Origin of the sequence: Leisingera sp. M527, assembly GCF_025141525.1 — a bacterium.
GTDB lineage: Bacteria > Pseudomonadota > Alphaproteobacteria > Rhodobacterales > Rhodobacteraceae > Leisingera.
Window position 1 is genome coordinate 204,687 of the sequence record NZ_CP081037.1, and the last position, 13,930, is coordinate 218,616.

Annotated in this window: 16 protein-coding genes; 9 read left to right on the forward strand and 7 right to left on the reverse strand. The window is 61.5% G+C overall.

Features of this window, described 5'->3' with window-relative positions; all coding sequences use genetic code 11:
• The first annotated feature begins 1 nt into the window (after position 1).
• From K3555_RS01060 to K3555_RS01080, 5 genes are read left to right on the forward strand one after another with little or no spacing between them, the layout of a single operon-like run.
• On the forward strand, positions 2 to 439 hold the full coding sequence (locus tag K3555_RS01060) for an HPr kinase/phosphorylase (protein ID WP_260007083.1): 438 nt from the start codon (positions 2 to 4) through the stop codon (positions 437 to 439).
• Positions 432 to 1,310, forward strand: coding sequence for an RNase adapter RapZ (gene rapZ, locus K3555_RS01065; protein ID WP_129369344.1), 879 nt, complete (start codon positions 432 to 434; stop codon positions 1,308 to 1,310). The genes K3555_RS01060 and rapZ overlap by 8 nt, the downstream gene beginning before the upstream one ends.
• 9 nt (positions 1,311 to 1,319) lie before the next feature.
• Entirely contained in the window at positions 1,320 to 1,727 is a 408-nt protein-coding gene (locus K3555_RS01070) for a PTS sugar transporter subunit IIA (protein ID WP_027257311.1), read from the forward strand.
• Positions 1,728 to 1,997: an HPr family phosphocarrier protein gene (locus K3555_RS01075; protein WP_237455838.1), complete on the forward strand. Its 270-nt coding sequence runs from the start codon at positions 1,728 to 1,730 to the stop codon at positions 1,995 to 1,997.
• Between the two features lie 32 nt (positions 1,998 to 2,029).
• Entirely contained in the window at positions 2,030 to 2,923 is an 894-nt protein-coding gene (locus K3555_RS01080) for a lysophospholipid acyltransferase family protein (protein WP_259989256.1), read from the forward strand.
• A gap of 69 nt (positions 2,924 to 2,992) precedes the next feature.
• Here K3555_RS01080 and K3555_RS01085 read toward each other — a convergent pair whose 3' ends face one another.
• A complete protein-coding gene (locus K3555_RS01085; protein WP_260007084.1) occupies positions 2,993 to 3,868 on the reverse strand; it encodes a 3-hydroxybutyryl-CoA dehydrogenase in 876 nt (291 codons plus the stop codon).
• A 153-nt stretch (positions 3,869 to 4,021) separates the two neighbouring features.
• Here K3555_RS01085 and K3555_RS01090 point away from each other — a divergent pair, with 153 nt between their 5' ends.
• Positions 4,022 to 4,843, forward strand: coding sequence for a DUF6473 family protein (locus K3555_RS01090; RefSeq protein ID WP_260007085.1), 822 nt, complete (start codon positions 4,022 to 4,024; stop codon positions 4,841 to 4,843).
• Positions 4,844 to 4,920: 77 nt separating this feature from the next.
• Here K3555_RS01090 and K3555_RS01095 read toward each other — a convergent pair whose 3' ends face one another.
• From K3555_RS01095 to K3555_RS01120, 6 genes are all read right to left on the reverse strand, one after another.
• Positions 4,921 to 5,850 (reverse strand): electron transfer flavoprotein subunit alpha/FixB family protein, encoded by a 930-nt coding sequence (locus tag K3555_RS01095; protein WP_259989262.1) that lies wholly within the window; start codon positions 5,848 to 5,850, stop codon positions 4,921 to 4,923.
• Complete coding sequence (locus K3555_RS01100) at positions 5,850 to 6,608, reverse strand: electron transfer flavoprotein subunit beta/FixA family protein (protein WP_260007087.1); 759 nt, start codon at positions 6,606 to 6,608, stop codon at positions 5,850 to 5,852. The genes K3555_RS01095 and K3555_RS01100 overlap by 1 nt, the downstream gene beginning before the upstream one ends.
• Before the next feature lie 285 nt (positions 6,609 to 6,893).
• Positions 6,894 to 7,466: a cob(I)yrinic acid a,c-diamide adenosyltransferase gene (locus tag K3555_RS01105; RefSeq protein ID WP_260007088.1), complete on the reverse strand. Its 573-nt coding sequence runs from the start codon at positions 7,464 to 7,466 to the stop codon at positions 6,894 to 6,896.
• Positions 7,467 to 7,472: 6 nt separating this feature from the next.
• Positions 7,473 to 7,676, reverse strand: coding sequence for a twin transmembrane helix small protein (locus K3555_RS01110; RefSeq protein WP_260007089.1), 204 nt, complete (start codon positions 7,674 to 7,676; stop codon positions 7,473 to 7,475).
• Between the two features lie 75 nt (positions 7,677 to 7,751).
• Positions 7,752 to 8,582, reverse strand: a complete 831-nt coding sequence (locus K3555_RS01115; protein ID WP_260007090.1) for an SDR family NAD(P)-dependent oxidoreductase — start codon at positions 8,580 to 8,582, stop codon at positions 7,752 to 7,754.
• Between the two features lie 35 nt (positions 8,583 to 8,617).
• Positions 8,618 to 9,247: an SH3 domain-containing protein gene (locus K3555_RS01120; RefSeq protein WP_260007091.1), complete on the reverse strand. Its 630-nt coding sequence runs from the start codon at positions 9,245 to 9,247 to the stop codon at positions 8,618 to 8,620.
• 231 nt (positions 9,248 to 9,478) lie between these two features.
• Between K3555_RS01120 and K3555_RS01125 the strand changes: the two genes are divergently transcribed.
• The 3 genes from K3555_RS01125 to tuf all read left to right on the forward strand — a co-directional run bounded on the left by K3555_RS01125 (position 9,479) and on the right by tuf (position 13,856).
• Positions 9,479 to 11,827: a DNA topoisomerase IV subunit A gene (locus K3555_RS01125; RefSeq protein ID WP_259989274.1), complete on the forward strand. Its 2,349-nt coding sequence runs from the start codon at positions 9,479 to 9,481 to the stop codon at positions 11,825 to 11,827.
• 129 nt (positions 11,828 to 11,956) lie between these two features.
• Positions 11,957 to 12,556 (forward strand): hypothetical protein, encoded by a 600-nt coding sequence (locus K3555_RS01130; RefSeq protein WP_260007092.1) that lies wholly within the window; start codon positions 11,957 to 11,959, stop codon positions 12,554 to 12,556.
• Between the two features lie 124 nt (positions 12,557 to 12,680).
• The gene (gene tuf, locus K3555_RS01135) at positions 12,681 to 13,856 is read left to right on the forward strand and encodes an elongation factor Tu (protein ID WP_259989277.1); all 1,176 of its coding nucleotides are present in this window, start codon (positions 12,681 to 12,683) and stop codon (positions 13,854 to 13,856) included.
• Positions 13,857 to 13,930 lie beyond the last annotated feature (74 nt).

A 13,930-nucleotide genomic window follows, 5' to 3' on the forward strand; every position in this document is an offset into this window, starting at 1 on the left:
CATGTCTGATACAGAAAGCCTTATCCTGCATGCCTCCTGCGTCGCGCTGGAGGGGCGGGGGCTTTTGATCACCGGCACCTCCGGGCAGGGAAAATCCGCACTGGCATTGCAGTTGATGGCTTTTGGCGCGCAGCTGGTGGCGGACGACCGGGTGCTGCTGCAACTCTTGGACGGGCAGGTTGTGGCCAGCGCGCCAGAGCCGATCCGCGGACTGATCGAGGCGCGGTTTATGGGGCTGCTGCACGCGCAGATCCGCAGCCCTGTGCCGGTTGCTGCACTGGTGGATCTGGATGAAGCCGAAACTGAACGCCTGCCGATCCGGCACAGCACGCAGTTGCTGGGGCAGGAGGTGCTTCGGGTCAAGCGCGTTGACGGTGCGCATTTTGCTCCGGCGCTGATGCAGTATCTCAGATGCGGAGCTTTGGATCCCGATGCCTGAAGCAGAGCAAAAGGCGGTCCCGGCGGTGCTGGTCACTGGCCCCTCCGGGGCGGGCAGGACCACGGCGATCAACGTGCTTGAAGATCTTGGCTTCGAGGCGATCGACAACCTGCCGCTGCGGCTGCTGCCGGGGTTGATTGATGCAGCTGCGGCTCCGCGGCCGATGGCATTGGGGTTGGACAGCCGCAACCGGGATTTCTCGCCGCGGGCGCTGCTGGATGTGATCGACATGCTGTCCGGCCGCCGCGAGGTAGAGCTGACGGTGCTCTACCTTGATTCGAAAGCTGACGTGTTGCTGCGGCGCTATTCCGAGACCCGCCGCCGCCATCCGCTGGCACCCGCGGAATCTCCGGGCGAAGGCGTGCGCCGAGAGCTGGATCTGATGGCGCCGATCCGTGACCGAGCTGATATCCTGCTGGAAACTTCGGATATGAATGTGCACCAGTTGAAGGCAGAGATCGAACGCTGGTTTGCGCCTGAAGGCCGCGCGCTGGCGTTGTCGGTGCAAAGCTTCTCTTACAAACGCGGCATGCCGCACGGAATTGACATGGTGTTTGATTGCCGTTTTCTGGCCAACCCTTATTGGCAGCCCGGATTGCGGCAGTTCAACGGCATTGATCAGGCAGTGCAGGACTTTGTGCGGGCCGACGACAGGTTCACCCCGTTCTTTTCCCGGGTGCTGGACCTCACCCGTCTGCTGCTGCCGGCTTACCGGGAAGAGGGGAAGTCGCATTTTTCAATCGCCTTCGGCTGCACCGGCGGGCAGCACAGATCGGTAACGATGGCGGAAACCCTGGCCAAGGCCCTTGCGGAAGACGGCCTGCAAGTGTCAATTAGACACCGCGAGCTGCAAGGCCAGCAAAAGAAGTGAGAGGCCGGGTTGATCGGGATTGTGATCGTAGCGCATGGCGAGCTGGCAAGGGAATACCTTGCCGCTGTGGAACACGTTGTGGGCCCGCAGCCCTGCCTGATGGCCATTGGCATCGGTCCCGAAGACGACAGGGACCGCAAGCAGGATGAGATATGCTCGGCTGCGAATGAAGTGGACACCGGCGACGGGGTCGTTGTGGTCACCGACCTGTTCGGCGGCTCGCCTTCCAACCTCAGCCTGAAGGCATGCGCCCCGGCGGATCGCCGTATTCTGTACGGGGCCAATTTGCCGATGCTGATCAAACTGGCGAAATCCCGCCACTTGCCGGTTGCCGATGCAGTCCGGCAGGCAATGGAGGCCGGGCGCAAGTATATCAACGCGCAAAACGTAAACCCTGACGGGGAGCAGGCACACTAAATGGCTCTGAAGACGCTGGAAATCATCAATGAAAAGGGGCTTCACGCCCGCGCCTCGGCCAAGCTGGTAGAGGTTGTAGAAGGGTTTGACGCCACGGCAGAAGTTATCAGGGACGGCCTGTCTGCCTCTGGTGACAGCATAATGGGTCTTTTGATGTTGGCAGCCTCGAAAGGAACGACTATTGACGTCGAGACTTCGGGGCCCGATGCTGATGCGCTGGCGCATGCGCTGGAGGCCCTGGTGGCCGGCAAGTTCGGCGAGGGCTACTAGGCCCGCGCCGGCAGCGGAACGGGAAAAACACTTTGGCGGATACCGCACACGACAGGAATACCGGCGTCGCGCCGGAAACCGCTGATCAGACGGGCGAGGTCTATGACCGCCGCACGCTGACCTATGCCAATTCCTTTGACGACCGCTGGACTTCGCTGGCGATCAAGACCATCGAATGGCTCACCGGCAAGTTGACCATTTTACGTATGGTCAGCAAATTCGAAAAACAGAATGCAGAATACCGCGGTCAGAAGTTCTGGCGCGGGGCCCTCAATATCATGGGCATTGAACTGCAGACACCGGAACAGCAGATCAACAATATTCCCAAGGACGGGCCTGTGGTGATCGTCGCCAACCATCCGCATGGGATGGTCGATGGCATGATTTTTGCCGACCTCATCGGCCGCCGCCGCCTGGATTACCGGATCCTGACCCGCTCAGTGCTGACAGGGCTGGACGAGGCTGCAACCTCCTTCATGATCCCGGTGCCCTTCCCGCATGACCCCGAAGCGCAGCGCAAGATGGTCGACATGCGGGCAAAAACCATGACCTTCCTCAAGGATGGCGGCGCAGTGGCGTTGTTCCCGTCCGGCGTGGTGATGTCCTCTGACAGCTGGTTCGGCCCCGCGGTCGAACGTGAATGGAATGTCTTCACCGCACAGCTGATCCGCCGCTCTGGCGCCCGGGTGGTGCCGATCTACTTCCCCGGCCACAATTCCCGCTGGTACCAGATCGCGAGCCGGATTTCCCCGATTCTGCGTCAGGGGCTGCTGTTGCGTGAAATCGTACGCTCCTGCAACAAGCCGCAGGCGCCTGTTGTGGGTGAACCGCTGACGGACGCGCAGATGGAACAGCTGCAAAGCGATCCGCGCGGTTTCATGGCCTGGCTGCGCGAACATACCCTGAGCCTCGGCAAACAAGGCTAAGCCTGCCTCATCACCGGGCCGGAAACACAAAAGCGCCCCGTGGGGCGCTTCTTTGATTTATGGTGCCTGTTACCGGGTCGGCACCGGCACCTCCCCGCGATAGTCATAGAAGCCGCGCTGGGTCTTGCGGCCCAGCCAGCCGGCCTCGACATATTTGGTCAGCAGCGGGCAGGGACGGTATTTGGTGTCCGCCAGCCCGTCATGCAGCACGTTCATGATCGCAAGGCAGGTGTCCAGACCAATAAAGTCCGCCAGTTCCAGCGGACCCATCGGGTGGTTGGCGCCAAGTTTCATTGACTCGTCGATCGATTTGACTGAGCCGACGCCCTCATACAGGGTATAGACCGCCTCGTTGATCATCGGCATCAGGATCCGGTTGACGATGAAGGCCGGGAAGTCCTCGGCGCTGGCAGAGGTCTTGCCCAATCGTGCCACGACCTCCTGGCAGGCCGTGAATGTCGGCTCATCCGTGGCAATTCCGCGGATCAGCTCGACCAGCTGCATCACCGGCACCGGGTTCATGAAGTGGAAACCCATAAACCGTTCCGGCCGGTCGGTGCGGCTGGCCAGCCGGGTGATCGAGATTGACGAGGTGTTGGAGGTCAGGATCGTGTGCGGCAGCAGATGCGGCAGCAGATCATCAAAGATCGCTTGTTTGACAGTTTCCCGTTCGGTGGCCGCTTCGATGACCAGATCGGTTGCGCCGACATCCGCAAGCTTCAGTGAGGGCGAAACGCGGGCCAATGCAGCCTTTACGTCTGCCTCCGAGATCTTTCCCTTGCTTGCCTGGCGCTCCATGTTCTTGTGAATAAGGCTCAGGGCACTGTCCAGCGCAGGCTGGCTGACATCATTCAGCACGACCTCGTACCCGGCAAGCGCCAGAACATGGGCAATGCCATTGCCCATCTGCCCGGCGCCGATCACTCCAACCTTCTGAATTTCCATGCCTCAGGCTCCCGAAATATCTGCGGCAACCTTACTGGCGGGCGAAGGGCAGGCACAAGGGCGGCTGGAGCTGATTTGAGGCAAATTCTCACTTTAGGGAAATTGCAATGCTTGCGCGGCAAGGTGAGTCTCGGGTGAAAAATTGGTGGTGAAATGAGCTATGAACTCAAAAGCGCGGGGGCGCTTTCGGGGGAACCTTGCAGATACGGGCGTTCCAGGCTGCTGGTCCGGGGCCCGCAGCGGTCCCTGGACGATCCCTATGTTGCCTTTCTTGGTGGAACCGAAGTTTACGGGCGATTCGTTGAATTTCCCTTTGTCGACTCCCTCCAAACCCGGCTTGGGATGGATTGCATCAATCTGGGCAGTGTGAATGCCGGGCTGGACAGTTTTGTGCAGGATGACTCGCTGATCGGCATCGCCAGGCAGGCGGATGTATCTGTGGTGCAGATGCTGGGGGCGCAGAACATCTCAAACCCCTATTACCGGGTGCATCCGCGCCGCAACGACCGGTTCCTGCAGGCCCACGCGGCCCTCAAGGCGCTTTATCCCGAAGTGGATTTTACCGAATTTCATTTCAACAAGCATCTGCTGTGCACCCTGCGTGAAATCTCCTGCCAGCGGTTTGAGCAAGTGCAGGAACAGCTGCAACGCAGCTGGATCGAGCGGATGAGTGATTTGGTCGAGGCACTTGATGGCCGTGTTCTGCTGCTATGGCTCCGCTATGAGCTGGATGCCGAAACCGGATTTCCGGAAGAACCGGTTCTGGTCGACCGTGCCATGGCCGATGCCTTGCGCCCCAAGGTTCAGGGGGTGCTGGAGTTCAGAGCTGCTTCGGCGGCAGTGGCACAGGATATCGCCGGCATGATCTTTGGTCAGATGGAATTGCCCGCCGCCCGCCACATGATTGGCCCGAAGGAACATTTGCGGATTGCCGATGCGCTGGCAGATCGCCTGTCGCCGCTGGTCCGGAAATAGGAACAGCGCCAGTGGCGGAAGCAAAAAGGCCCGCCGGATGGCGGGCCTTTCCTGATTGATCAGTTGTCGGACCGGGCTTAGCCCAGTTTTGCGGTCAAGGCAGGAACAGCTTCGAACAGGTCGGCGACCAGGCCGAAATCAGCAACCTGGAAGATCGGTGCTTCTTCGTCCTTGTTGATCGCCACAATGACCTTGGAGTCTTTCATGCCGGCCAGGTGCTGGATCGCGCCGGAGATGCCGATGGCGACATACAGGTCCGGTGCAACAACCTTGCCGGTCTGACCGACCTGCCAGTCGTTCGGGGCGTAGCCCGAATCAACCGCGGCGCGGGATGCGCCAACAGCGGCGCCCAGTTTGTCGGCCAGGGTTTCGATCAGTTTGAAGTCTTCCTCGGAGCCAACGCCGCGGCCGCCGGAAACAACGATACCGGCCGAGGTCAGCTCGGGACGGTCGCTTGCGGCAACCTTGTCTTCAACCCACTCGGACAAGCCCGGGTTTGCTGCAGCCGAGATGCTCTCAACCGAAGCCGAGCCGCCGTCACCGGCTGCATCAAAGGATGCGGTGCGGATCGAGACGACCTTCTTGGCGTCTTTCGACTTCACGGTCTGGATCGCGTTGCCGGCATAGATCGGGCGCTCGAAGGTGTCGCCGTCGACAATGCCGGACACGTCCGAGATCACCATCACGTCCAGCAGTGCCGCAACGCGCGGCAGAACGTTCTTGGCGTCGGTGGTGGCGGGGGCAACGATGTGCTCAAAATCAGAGGCCAGGCCTGCGATCAGTGCCGCGGTCGGCTCTGCCAGGCGGTGGCCCAGCGATGCGTCCTCGGCAACCAGAACCTTGGCAACGCCTGCGATCTTGGCAGCTTCTTCGCCGGCCGCAGCAGCAGAGGCGCCAGCGGCCAGAACGGTCACGTCGCCCAGCGATACGGCAGCGGCCACGGCTTTTGCGGTTGCGTCCAGCGCCAGCGCGCCGTCGGTCACTTCAGCAAGGAGAAGAACAGCCATTACACAGCCCCCGCTTCTTTGAGTTTCTCAACCAGCTCGTCGACGGAACCGACGATGATGCCTGCAGCGCGGGCCTCCGGCTCTTCGGTCTTGACGATTTCCAGGCGCGGCGTGACGTCGACGCCGTAATCGGCGGCGGTTTTCTCGGCCAGCGGCTTTTTCTTCGCCTTCATGATGTTCGGCAGCGACGCATAGCGCGGCTCGTTCAGGCGCAGGTCCACGGTGATGATGGCGGGCATCTTCACGGAAATGGTCTGCAGGCCGCCGTCGACCTCCCGGGTCACCTTGGCGTTGCCGCCTTCGATGTCCAGTTCAGAGGCAAAGGTGCCCTGGGACCAGCCCAGCAGTGCCGACAGCATCTGGCCGGTTGCGTTCATGTCGTTGTCGATTGCCTGCTTGCCGCAAAGCACGACGCCCGGCTGCTCTTCCTCGACCACTTTGGCCAGGATCTTGGCAACGGCCAGCGGCTCAATGTCGGTGTGCACGTCGTCGGCTGCAACCACTAGGATGGCGCGGTCAGCGCCCATCGCCAGCGCGGTGCGCAGGGTTTCCTGGGCCTGCTTCACGCCGATCGAAACCGCAATCACCTCGTCAGCCTTGCCGGCTTCTTTCAGACGGATGGCTTCTTCGACGGCAATTTCGTCGAAGGGGTTCATCGACATCTTCACGTTGGCGAGATCGACACCGCTGCCGTCCGCTTTGACGCGGACCTTCACGTTGTAATCAATCACGCGCTTGACAGGCACAAGTACCTTCATTTTGCGTTCTCTCCTTAACAAACGGCAAGCCGCCTTTGGGCGACTCCCCTCCATGCTCTCGCTGCGTTGATACCGGCTGGTGTGCGTCTGCAACAGGGCAAAATCGTCACGTTAGCGCACGCCGACGTCGCGTTTGCGCATTTGGAACATCATTTTTGCAAGAATGTTTCCACAGGGAAATTCGCCTGCCGGAGCAGCGCTGCCGCGGGCATGCAAATGGCGCGTTGCCCGCGGGATCGGCCGAAAACCGGCATGAAATCGCGAATCAAACCGGAGGCAGGGGAATCAGCGGTTGGCGCCAGGAACCCACAAAACGTCGTCCTTGCCGCCGTTGTTCGCCACGCGGGCGGCGACAAAGAACCAATCCGACAGCCGGTTCAGGTATTTCACGGCTGCCGGGTTCACGTCCTCACCGGTGCTTAGATCCGTGGCCAGCCGTTCGGCACGGCGCGCCACGGTGCGGCAGACGTGCAGATGCGCGGCCAGTTTCGCCCCCCCCGGCAGGATGAAGCTGCGCAGCGCTTCCAGATCCTTGTTCATCACGTCGATTTCAGCTTCCAGCCGTTCAACCTGCGCCACGGCCACCCGCAGCGGCGGGTATTCCGCGTCGGCGTCTTTCGCCATTTCCGGCCGGCACAGATCGGCGCCCAGGTCGAACAGATCGTTCTGGATCCGCGCCAGCGCTGCATCCATATCGCCGTCTGCCTCCAGCCGCGTGACGCCGACAAAAGAATTCAGCTCATCCGAGGTGCCATAGGCATTGACCCGCGCCGAATGCTTGGCGACGCGCACGCCATTGCCCAGGGCGGTTTCACCCTTGTCGCCGGTGCGGGTGTAAATCTTGTTCAAAACGACCATTGCCGGTTATCCTCCCTTGCTGCGCAGGTAGACGTAGGCCAGCAGGATCACTACTGCAATGAACTGAAACAGGATACGCAGGCGCATCATCATGTTTGCGTTCTTGCGGTTGAACTCGCCGCCCTTGCCAAAGCCGCCGATGCCGACGACCAGGGCCACAACCACGGCGGCAACGGCTGCCAGTCCCAGATAATACAGCGGATCGCTCATCTTGTCCCCCAAAGGCGCATCAATTCTGTTGTCTTCCTCTATCCTGCGTCAGGGCCGTTGGCGACTGCGAATCCGCTATCCAAGCTTCACCAGGATGCGGTCAATTGCCCTTGTGCTGAGGATCCGGCGCAGAAATCCGGCGATATGAGTGGGGGTGGTGACGTAATAGCGTTCGCGCGGACGGCGGGATTCGCAGGCGTGTGCCAGCTTGGCTGTCACGGCTGAGGCCGGCAGTTCGAACCGGTCCGGTCCATTGCTTTCATACAGCCGCTTCAGCAGGCGCGATTCGTAAAGGTCGCGCAGGGGCGACGCTTTCCAGTCGATGAACCGCTCAAAATGCGGGATTGATTTTTCCCGGATTTTCGATGTCACCGGTCCCGGCTCAATAAGCACCATATGGATCCCGGTGCCGCGCAGCTCCACCCGCAGCGTGTCGGTCAGTCCTTCCAGCGCGTATTTCGTCGCCACATAAGCGCCGCGCCAGGGAAAGGTGACAAAGCCGAGGATCGAGGAATTCTGCACGATCCGCCCGTGCCCCTGCTTGCGCATCACCGGAATCACTTGCCGGGTCAGCTCGTGCCAGCCGAAGAAATTGGCTTCGAAAATTGTGCGCAGCGCGTCGGTCGGCAGATCCTCCACTGCGCCGGGCAGTCCGTGGGCGCCATTGTTGAACAGCGCATCCAAAGTGCCGCCCGTGGCCGCCAGCACTTCGGCCAGGCCTGTTCCGATGCTGGCAGGATCGGTGTAATCGATGCGCGGGCTGTCAAACCCCTCGGCGCGCATCCGGTCGCAGTCGCGCTGCTGGCGGCAGGAGGCAAACACCCGCCAGCCGCGTTCCCGCATACCGCGCGCCGCATCCAGGCCGATCCCTGAGGAGCAGCCGGTAATCAGAATGGTTTTCTTCATGTGAACGCCTCTTGCCGCGGAATGCTCCGCAGCAGTTATGGGCGTTTCTTGCTTACCAGGGAAGCCGCAATCCAGCCGGTATGACCTTTGTCCGGGACGCGGAGATGCAGCCAGCCGGTGCCACTGTCTTCAATCACGATGACCTCCTCGCCGCCCAGAAGGCGGGTGATGACCGGATAAGATGTGCCCGGCCCCTGGCGCATATTCACGCGCGAGGCCCGGATGCTGCGGCGGTCCAAAAACGAATCTTCTGCAGGCTGCGGGATCAGTTCTGCGGCGGTCGCAGCGGGGGCCGCGGTGATGGCTGCCAGGCCGCCGTCAAGCGATGCCAGCTGCAAGCCACCGGGTGCCGGCTCGCCTGAAAAGGCGGATTGTGTAGAGGCAAGCACACCGGATGCGCTGGCCAGATGCCCCGCTGCCACGCGCTGGCGCAACGCCGGATCCGCTGCCGGGCGGGGCGGTCTCTGGACCTGTGCCCGCTGAGTGAGAACTGGCTGGGCCGCGATTGAGGCCGCGAAGAGTCTTGACCGTTCGGCCGGCTGGACCGCGGTTTCAGTCTCTGCCGCTGCAGCAGGCCGTTTCGGCGGCTCAAATTCCGCGCCTCCGCTTAACTCGTAAAAGCCCCAGCCAAGAAAGGCGAAAGATACCATAACAAATCGCGACATAACCCGGTCCCCCCAGACCAACAGACGGCAGCTGTACTCTAATTACATGCATTCAGAAACAAACGCGCGGCGCGGCTGCCTGGTTCCAATCTAAATAGTGCAAGTTAAGGCGCAGGAAACAGGGGAGAGTCAGGTGTCTTCTCCCCCGAACTGCCCCCGAACTGTCCAGCGGTGTGCGAATTTCGCGCGCGCCCGCTTTACCAATTCCGGCGGCGGCAGTATCACCGATTCATGACCGATCTGGTAGAAGACCCCGACATGCCGTCCGCCCCCGAACAAGGCGAAATCCTGGAACCGCTGCGCCGCGCCATTGGTGAGCGCTATCTGACCTATGCGCTGAGCACTATCATGCACCGCGCACTGCCCGATGCGCGTGACGGGCTGAAGCCGGTGCACCGGCGGATCCTGTATGCGATGAACCGCCTGCGGCTCAGCTCCACCGGCGGCTTTTTGAAGTCGGCCAAGATTTCCGGCGACACCATGGGCGACTTCCACCCCCACGGCGACGCCGCGATCTATGACGCGATGGCGCGTCTGGCGCAGGACTTCAACGTCCGCTACCCGCTGGTCGACGGCCAGGGCAACTTCGGCAACATCGACGGCGACAACCCGGCGGCCTCGCGTTACACCGAGGCAAGGATGACTTTTGTCGCCGAGGCGATGCTGGAAGGCCTGAATGAGGATTCGGTCGATTTCCGCGACAACTATGACGGCCGCCTGACCGAACCGGCCGTGCTGCCCGCGACCTTCCCGAACATCCTCGCCAATGGTGCGGCGGGCATCGCGGTGGGCATGGCGACCAACATCCCGCCGCACAATATTGCCGAGCTGATCGACGCCTGCCTGCATCTGATCAAAATCCCGGACGCCCGCGACGACACCCTGCTGAACTACGTACCTGGCCCGGATTTCCCCACCGGCGGCGTCATTGTCGAGCCCAAGGAGAACATCGCCAAAGCCTACAGCACCGGGCGCGGCTCCTTCCGCCTGCGTTGTACCCACGAGGTCGAGGACCTGGGCCGCGGCCAGTGGCAGATCGTCGTCACCGAGATCCCCTATCAGGTCCAGAAATCCAAGCTGATCGAAAAGATCGCCGAGCTGATCCAGACCAAGAAGGTGCCGATCCTCGCCGATGTGCGCGACGAATCAGCGGAAGACATCCGCATCATCCTCGAACCCAAGTCCAAAAACGTGGACCCCGAGGTTCTGATGAACATGATGTTCCGCAACTCGGATCTGGAAACCCGTTTCAGCCTGAACATGAATGTGCTGATCGACGGCGTCACCCCCAAGGTCTGCTCGATGAAGGAGGTGCTGCGCGCCTTCCTCGACCATCGCCGCGACGTGCTGCAGCGCCGCTCGCAGCACCGGATGGAGAAAATCGACCACCGGCTGGAGGTGCTGGAAGGTTTTATCATCGCCTTCCTGAACCTTGACCGGGTGATTGACATCATCCGCTATGATGACGACCCCAAGGCCGCCCTGATCCGCGAGGACTGGAGCCGCGACCACCCCCGCGCTTTCACCGAGGCGGACTATATTACCCCGGCTCAGGGCGTGGGCGAGCTGACTGAGGTCCAGGCCGAGGCCATCCTCAACATGCGCCTGCGGTCATTGCGCAAGCTGGAAGAGATCGAGCTGACCCGCGAGCGCGACGCCCTGCGTGCGGAACGGGCCGGGCTGGTTGAGCTTCTGGGTTCCGAAGAGCTGCAGTGGAGCCGGATCTCAGAACAGCTGAAGGATACCAAAAAGCAGTTCGGCAAAGACTACGCCGGCGGCGCCCGCCGCACCCGCTTTGCCGAGGCCGGCGAGGTCGAGGACGTGCCGCTGGAAGCGATGATCGACCGCGAGCCGATCACCGTTGTCTGCAGCCAGATGGGCTGGATCCGGGCAATGACCGGCCATATCGACCTGGGCCGCGAATTGAAGTTCAAGGACGGTGACGGCCCGCGCTTTGTCTTCCATGCGGAAACCACCGACCGGCTGCTGGTGTTCGGCTCCAACGGCCGTTTCTACACCCTGTCGGCGGCGAATCTCCCCGGCGGCCGCGGCATGGGCGAACCGCTGCGCCTGATGGTCGACCTGCCCAACGAGGCAGAGATCGTCGATCTGCTGATCCACAATCCCGAAGGCCGGCTGCTTGTTGCCTCCGACGCGGGCAACGGCTTTATCTGCGCGGAGAAGGAAATCGTCGCGCAGACCCGCAGCGGCAAGCAGGTGCTGAACGTCAAGGACGACGACCACGCTAAGATCTGTATCCCGGTCGAAGGCGATCACGTCGCCATTGTCTCGGAAAACGGCAAGTTCCTGGTCTTCGCGGTCGAGGAAATGCCGGAGCTCACCCGCGGCAAGGGCGTACGCCTGCAGAAATACAACATGGCCCGCGGCAAGCAGGGTTCGCTGGAACTGGACGGCGGTCTCAGCGACATCACGACCTTCAATTGGGATGATGGGCTCAAATGGGAAATGGGCGGTGGCAAGACCCGCCACGAAACAGACCTTGGCCAGTGGCTGGGCAAGCGGGCCGGCGTTGGCAAACGCCCGCCGCATGGCTTCCCGCGCGACTACAAGTTCAAATAAGGCGGCTGAAACCTGCTGCCTGCCTGTGCCCCCCGCGCCACCCGCGCGGGGGGCAGCTGTTTCCACCTCTTTACCCGCTGTGCCGTGCCCGGCTATCTGGGCGGTGTCGAATTTCCTTGGGGGGGCTCCATGATCCGCTTTCTTTCCATTCTGGCCACGCTGGCCTTGCTCGCGTCCTGCGGTGAAACCCGGTTGGACGAAGCGCCTGAGGACCTTGGTGCTTTTCAGGCACGGGTAACGCATGTCTACACCGAAAAAGCGCTGCAATGGCCGTTGTCCCGCAATGCGGAACACAGCGAATGGGATGCGGCGATGAAGAACGCGCTGGAAACCCGCCTGCGCCGCTATCAGGGCGCGCAGGAGTATGATGTGGCAGTTACGCTGGAGGGTTTCATGCTGGCACCGCCCGGCGTGCCGGTGCTGTTCTCCCCCAAAAGCGCGGTGGTGGTGAATGTCTTTGTCTATGACGTTGCGGCGAAGAAATTCCTGGCCAAGAAGCACCAGATGGAGATCTTTGAAAGCACCACCGGCGAAAGCGCGTTGCTGGGATCCGGCCATGCCCGCACCAAAGAGCAGCAAATTCAGGGCCTGGCGGTCAATATTGCCGACAAGGTCGAAGAATGGATGGCTCAACAGCACGAGGACGAAGGCTGGTTTGCACCACGCCCGGCGGCAGGTTCCGAAAGCGGAGCTGCTGCGGATGCCGCCGCGCCTGCGCCAGCCGGCTGAGCCTTGCGAATTCCGCCTTCGTCAAGCAGGAACGGGTTGATTTTTCCGCTCAAACCAAATAATCCGCCCGCGCAGAGGTAACCGGGTCAATGCATGACCCCTGTTTCAAAAGGGCGCCTAAGGAATGGCTAAGGAAAAGTTTGAGCGTACAAAACCGCACGTCAACATCGGCACCATCGGCCACGTTGACCACGGCAAAACCACGCTGACCGCAGCAATCACCAAATACTTCGGTGACTTCAAAGCCTACGACCAGATCGACGGCGCACCGGAAGAAAAAGCCCGCGGCATCACCATCTCGACCGCCCACGTCGAGTATGAGACCGAAGGCCGCCACTACGCCCACGTCGACTGCCCCGGCCACGCTGACTATGTGAAAAACATGATCACCGGCGCGGCGCAGATGGACGGCGCGATCCTGGTTGTGAACGCTGCTGACGGCCCGATGCCGCAGACCCGCGAGCACATCCTGCTGGGCCGCCAGGTCGGCATCCCGCACATGGTTGTCTTCATGAACAAAGTTGACCAGGTCGACGACGAAGAACTGCTTGAGCTGGTCGAGATGGAAATCCGCGAGCTGCTGTCGTCCTACGACTACCCGGGCGACGATATCCCGATCATCGCGGGTTCGGCTCTGGCCGCAATGGAAGGCAACAAGCCGGAAATCGGCGAAGAAAAAATCCGCGAGCTGATGGCCGCTGTGGATGACTACATCCCGACCCCGGCGCGTGCTGTTGACCAGCCGTTCCTGATGCCGGTTGAAGATGTGTTCTCGATCTCGGGCCGCGGCACCGTTGTGACCGGCCGGGTTGAGCGCGGCGTGATCAACGTTGGCGACTCGATCGAAATCGTTGGTATCCGCGACACCAAAACCACCACCTGCACCGGTGTGGAAATGTTCCGCAAGCTGCTGGACCGCGGTGAAGCCGGCGACAACATCGGCGCCCTGCTGCGCGGTATCGACCGTGACGGTGTTGAGCGCGGCCAGGTTCTGTGCGCACCGAAATCGGTGAACCCGCACACCAAGTTCGAAGCCGAGGCCTACATCCTGACCAAGGAAGAAGGCGGCCGTCACACGCCGTTCTTTGCGAACTACCGTCCGCAGTTCTACTTCCGCACCACCGACGTGACCGGCACCGTGACCCTGCCTGAGGGCACCGAGATGGTCATGCCCGGCGACAACCTGAAGTTCGACGTTGAGCTGATCGCGCCGATCGCGATGGAAAACGGCCTGCGCTTCGCCATCCGCGAAGGCGGCCGCACCGTCGGCGCTGGCGTCGTTTCCAAAATTACCGAGTAAGACGGCTTTGCCGTCTGGCGGGCGGCAGTTGGTTTTGCGCAGCAAAATCAATGAGAGCCCGCACCTCTGAAATG

What these genes read in the sequence shown, in the direction of transcription:
- K3555_RS01060 (WP_260007083.1), top strand. Translation starts at nt 2, where the DNA reads ATGTCTGATACAGAAAGCCTTATCCTGCATGCCTCCTGCGTCGCGCTG.
- rapZ (WP_129369344.1), top strand. Translation starts at nt 432, where the DNA reads ATGCCTGAAGCAGAGCAAAAGGCGGTCCCGGCGGTGCTGGTCACTGGC.
- K3555_RS01075 (WP_237455838.1), top strand. Translation starts at nt 1,728, where the DNA reads ATGGCTCTGAAGACGCTGGAAATCATCAATGAAAAGGGGCTTCACGCC.
- K3555_RS01085 (WP_260007084.1), bottom strand. Translation starts at nt 3,868, where the DNA reads ATGGAAATTCAGAAGGTTGGAGTGATCGGCGCCGGGCAGATGGGCAAT.
- K3555_RS01090 (WP_260007085.1), top strand. Translation starts at nt 4,022, where the DNA reads ATGAGCTATGAACTCAAAAGCGCGGGGGCGCTTTCGGGGGAACCTTGC.
- K3555_RS01095 (WP_259989262.1), bottom strand. Translation starts at nt 5,850, where the DNA reads ATGGCTGTTCTTCTCCTTGCTGAAGTGACCGACGGCGCGCTGGCGCTG.
- K3555_RS01100 (WP_260007087.1), bottom strand. Translation starts at nt 6,608, where the DNA reads ATGAAGGTACTTGTGCCTGTCAAGCGCGTGATTGATTACAACGTGAAG.
- K3555_RS01105 (WP_260007088.1), bottom strand. Translation starts at nt 7,466, where the DNA reads ATGGTCGTTTTGAACAAGATTTACACCCGCACCGGCGACAAGGGTGAA.
- K3555_RS01110 (WP_260007089.1), bottom strand. Translation starts at nt 7,676, where the DNA reads ATGAGCGATCCGCTGTATTATCTGGGACTGGCAGCCGTTGCCGCCGTG.
- K3555_RS01115 (WP_260007090.1), bottom strand. Translation starts at nt 8,582, where the DNA reads ATGAAGAAAACCATTCTGATTACCGGCTGCTCCTCAGGGATCGGCCTG.
- K3555_RS01120 (WP_260007091.1), bottom strand. Translation starts at nt 9,247, where the DNA reads ATGTCGCGATTTGTTATGGTATCTTTCGCCTTTCTTGGCTGGGGCTTT.
- K3555_RS01125 (WP_259989274.1), top strand. Translation starts at nt 9,479, where the DNA reads ATGACCGATCTGGTAGAAGACCCCGACATGCCGTCCGCCCCCGAACAA.
- K3555_RS01130 (WP_260007092.1), top strand. Translation starts at nt 11,957, where the DNA reads ATGATCCGCTTTCTTTCCATTCTGGCCACGCTGGCCTTGCTCGCGTCC.
- tuf (WP_259989277.1), top strand. Translation starts at nt 12,681, where the DNA reads ATGGCTAAGGAAAAGTTTGAGCGTACAAAACCGCACGTCAACATCGGC.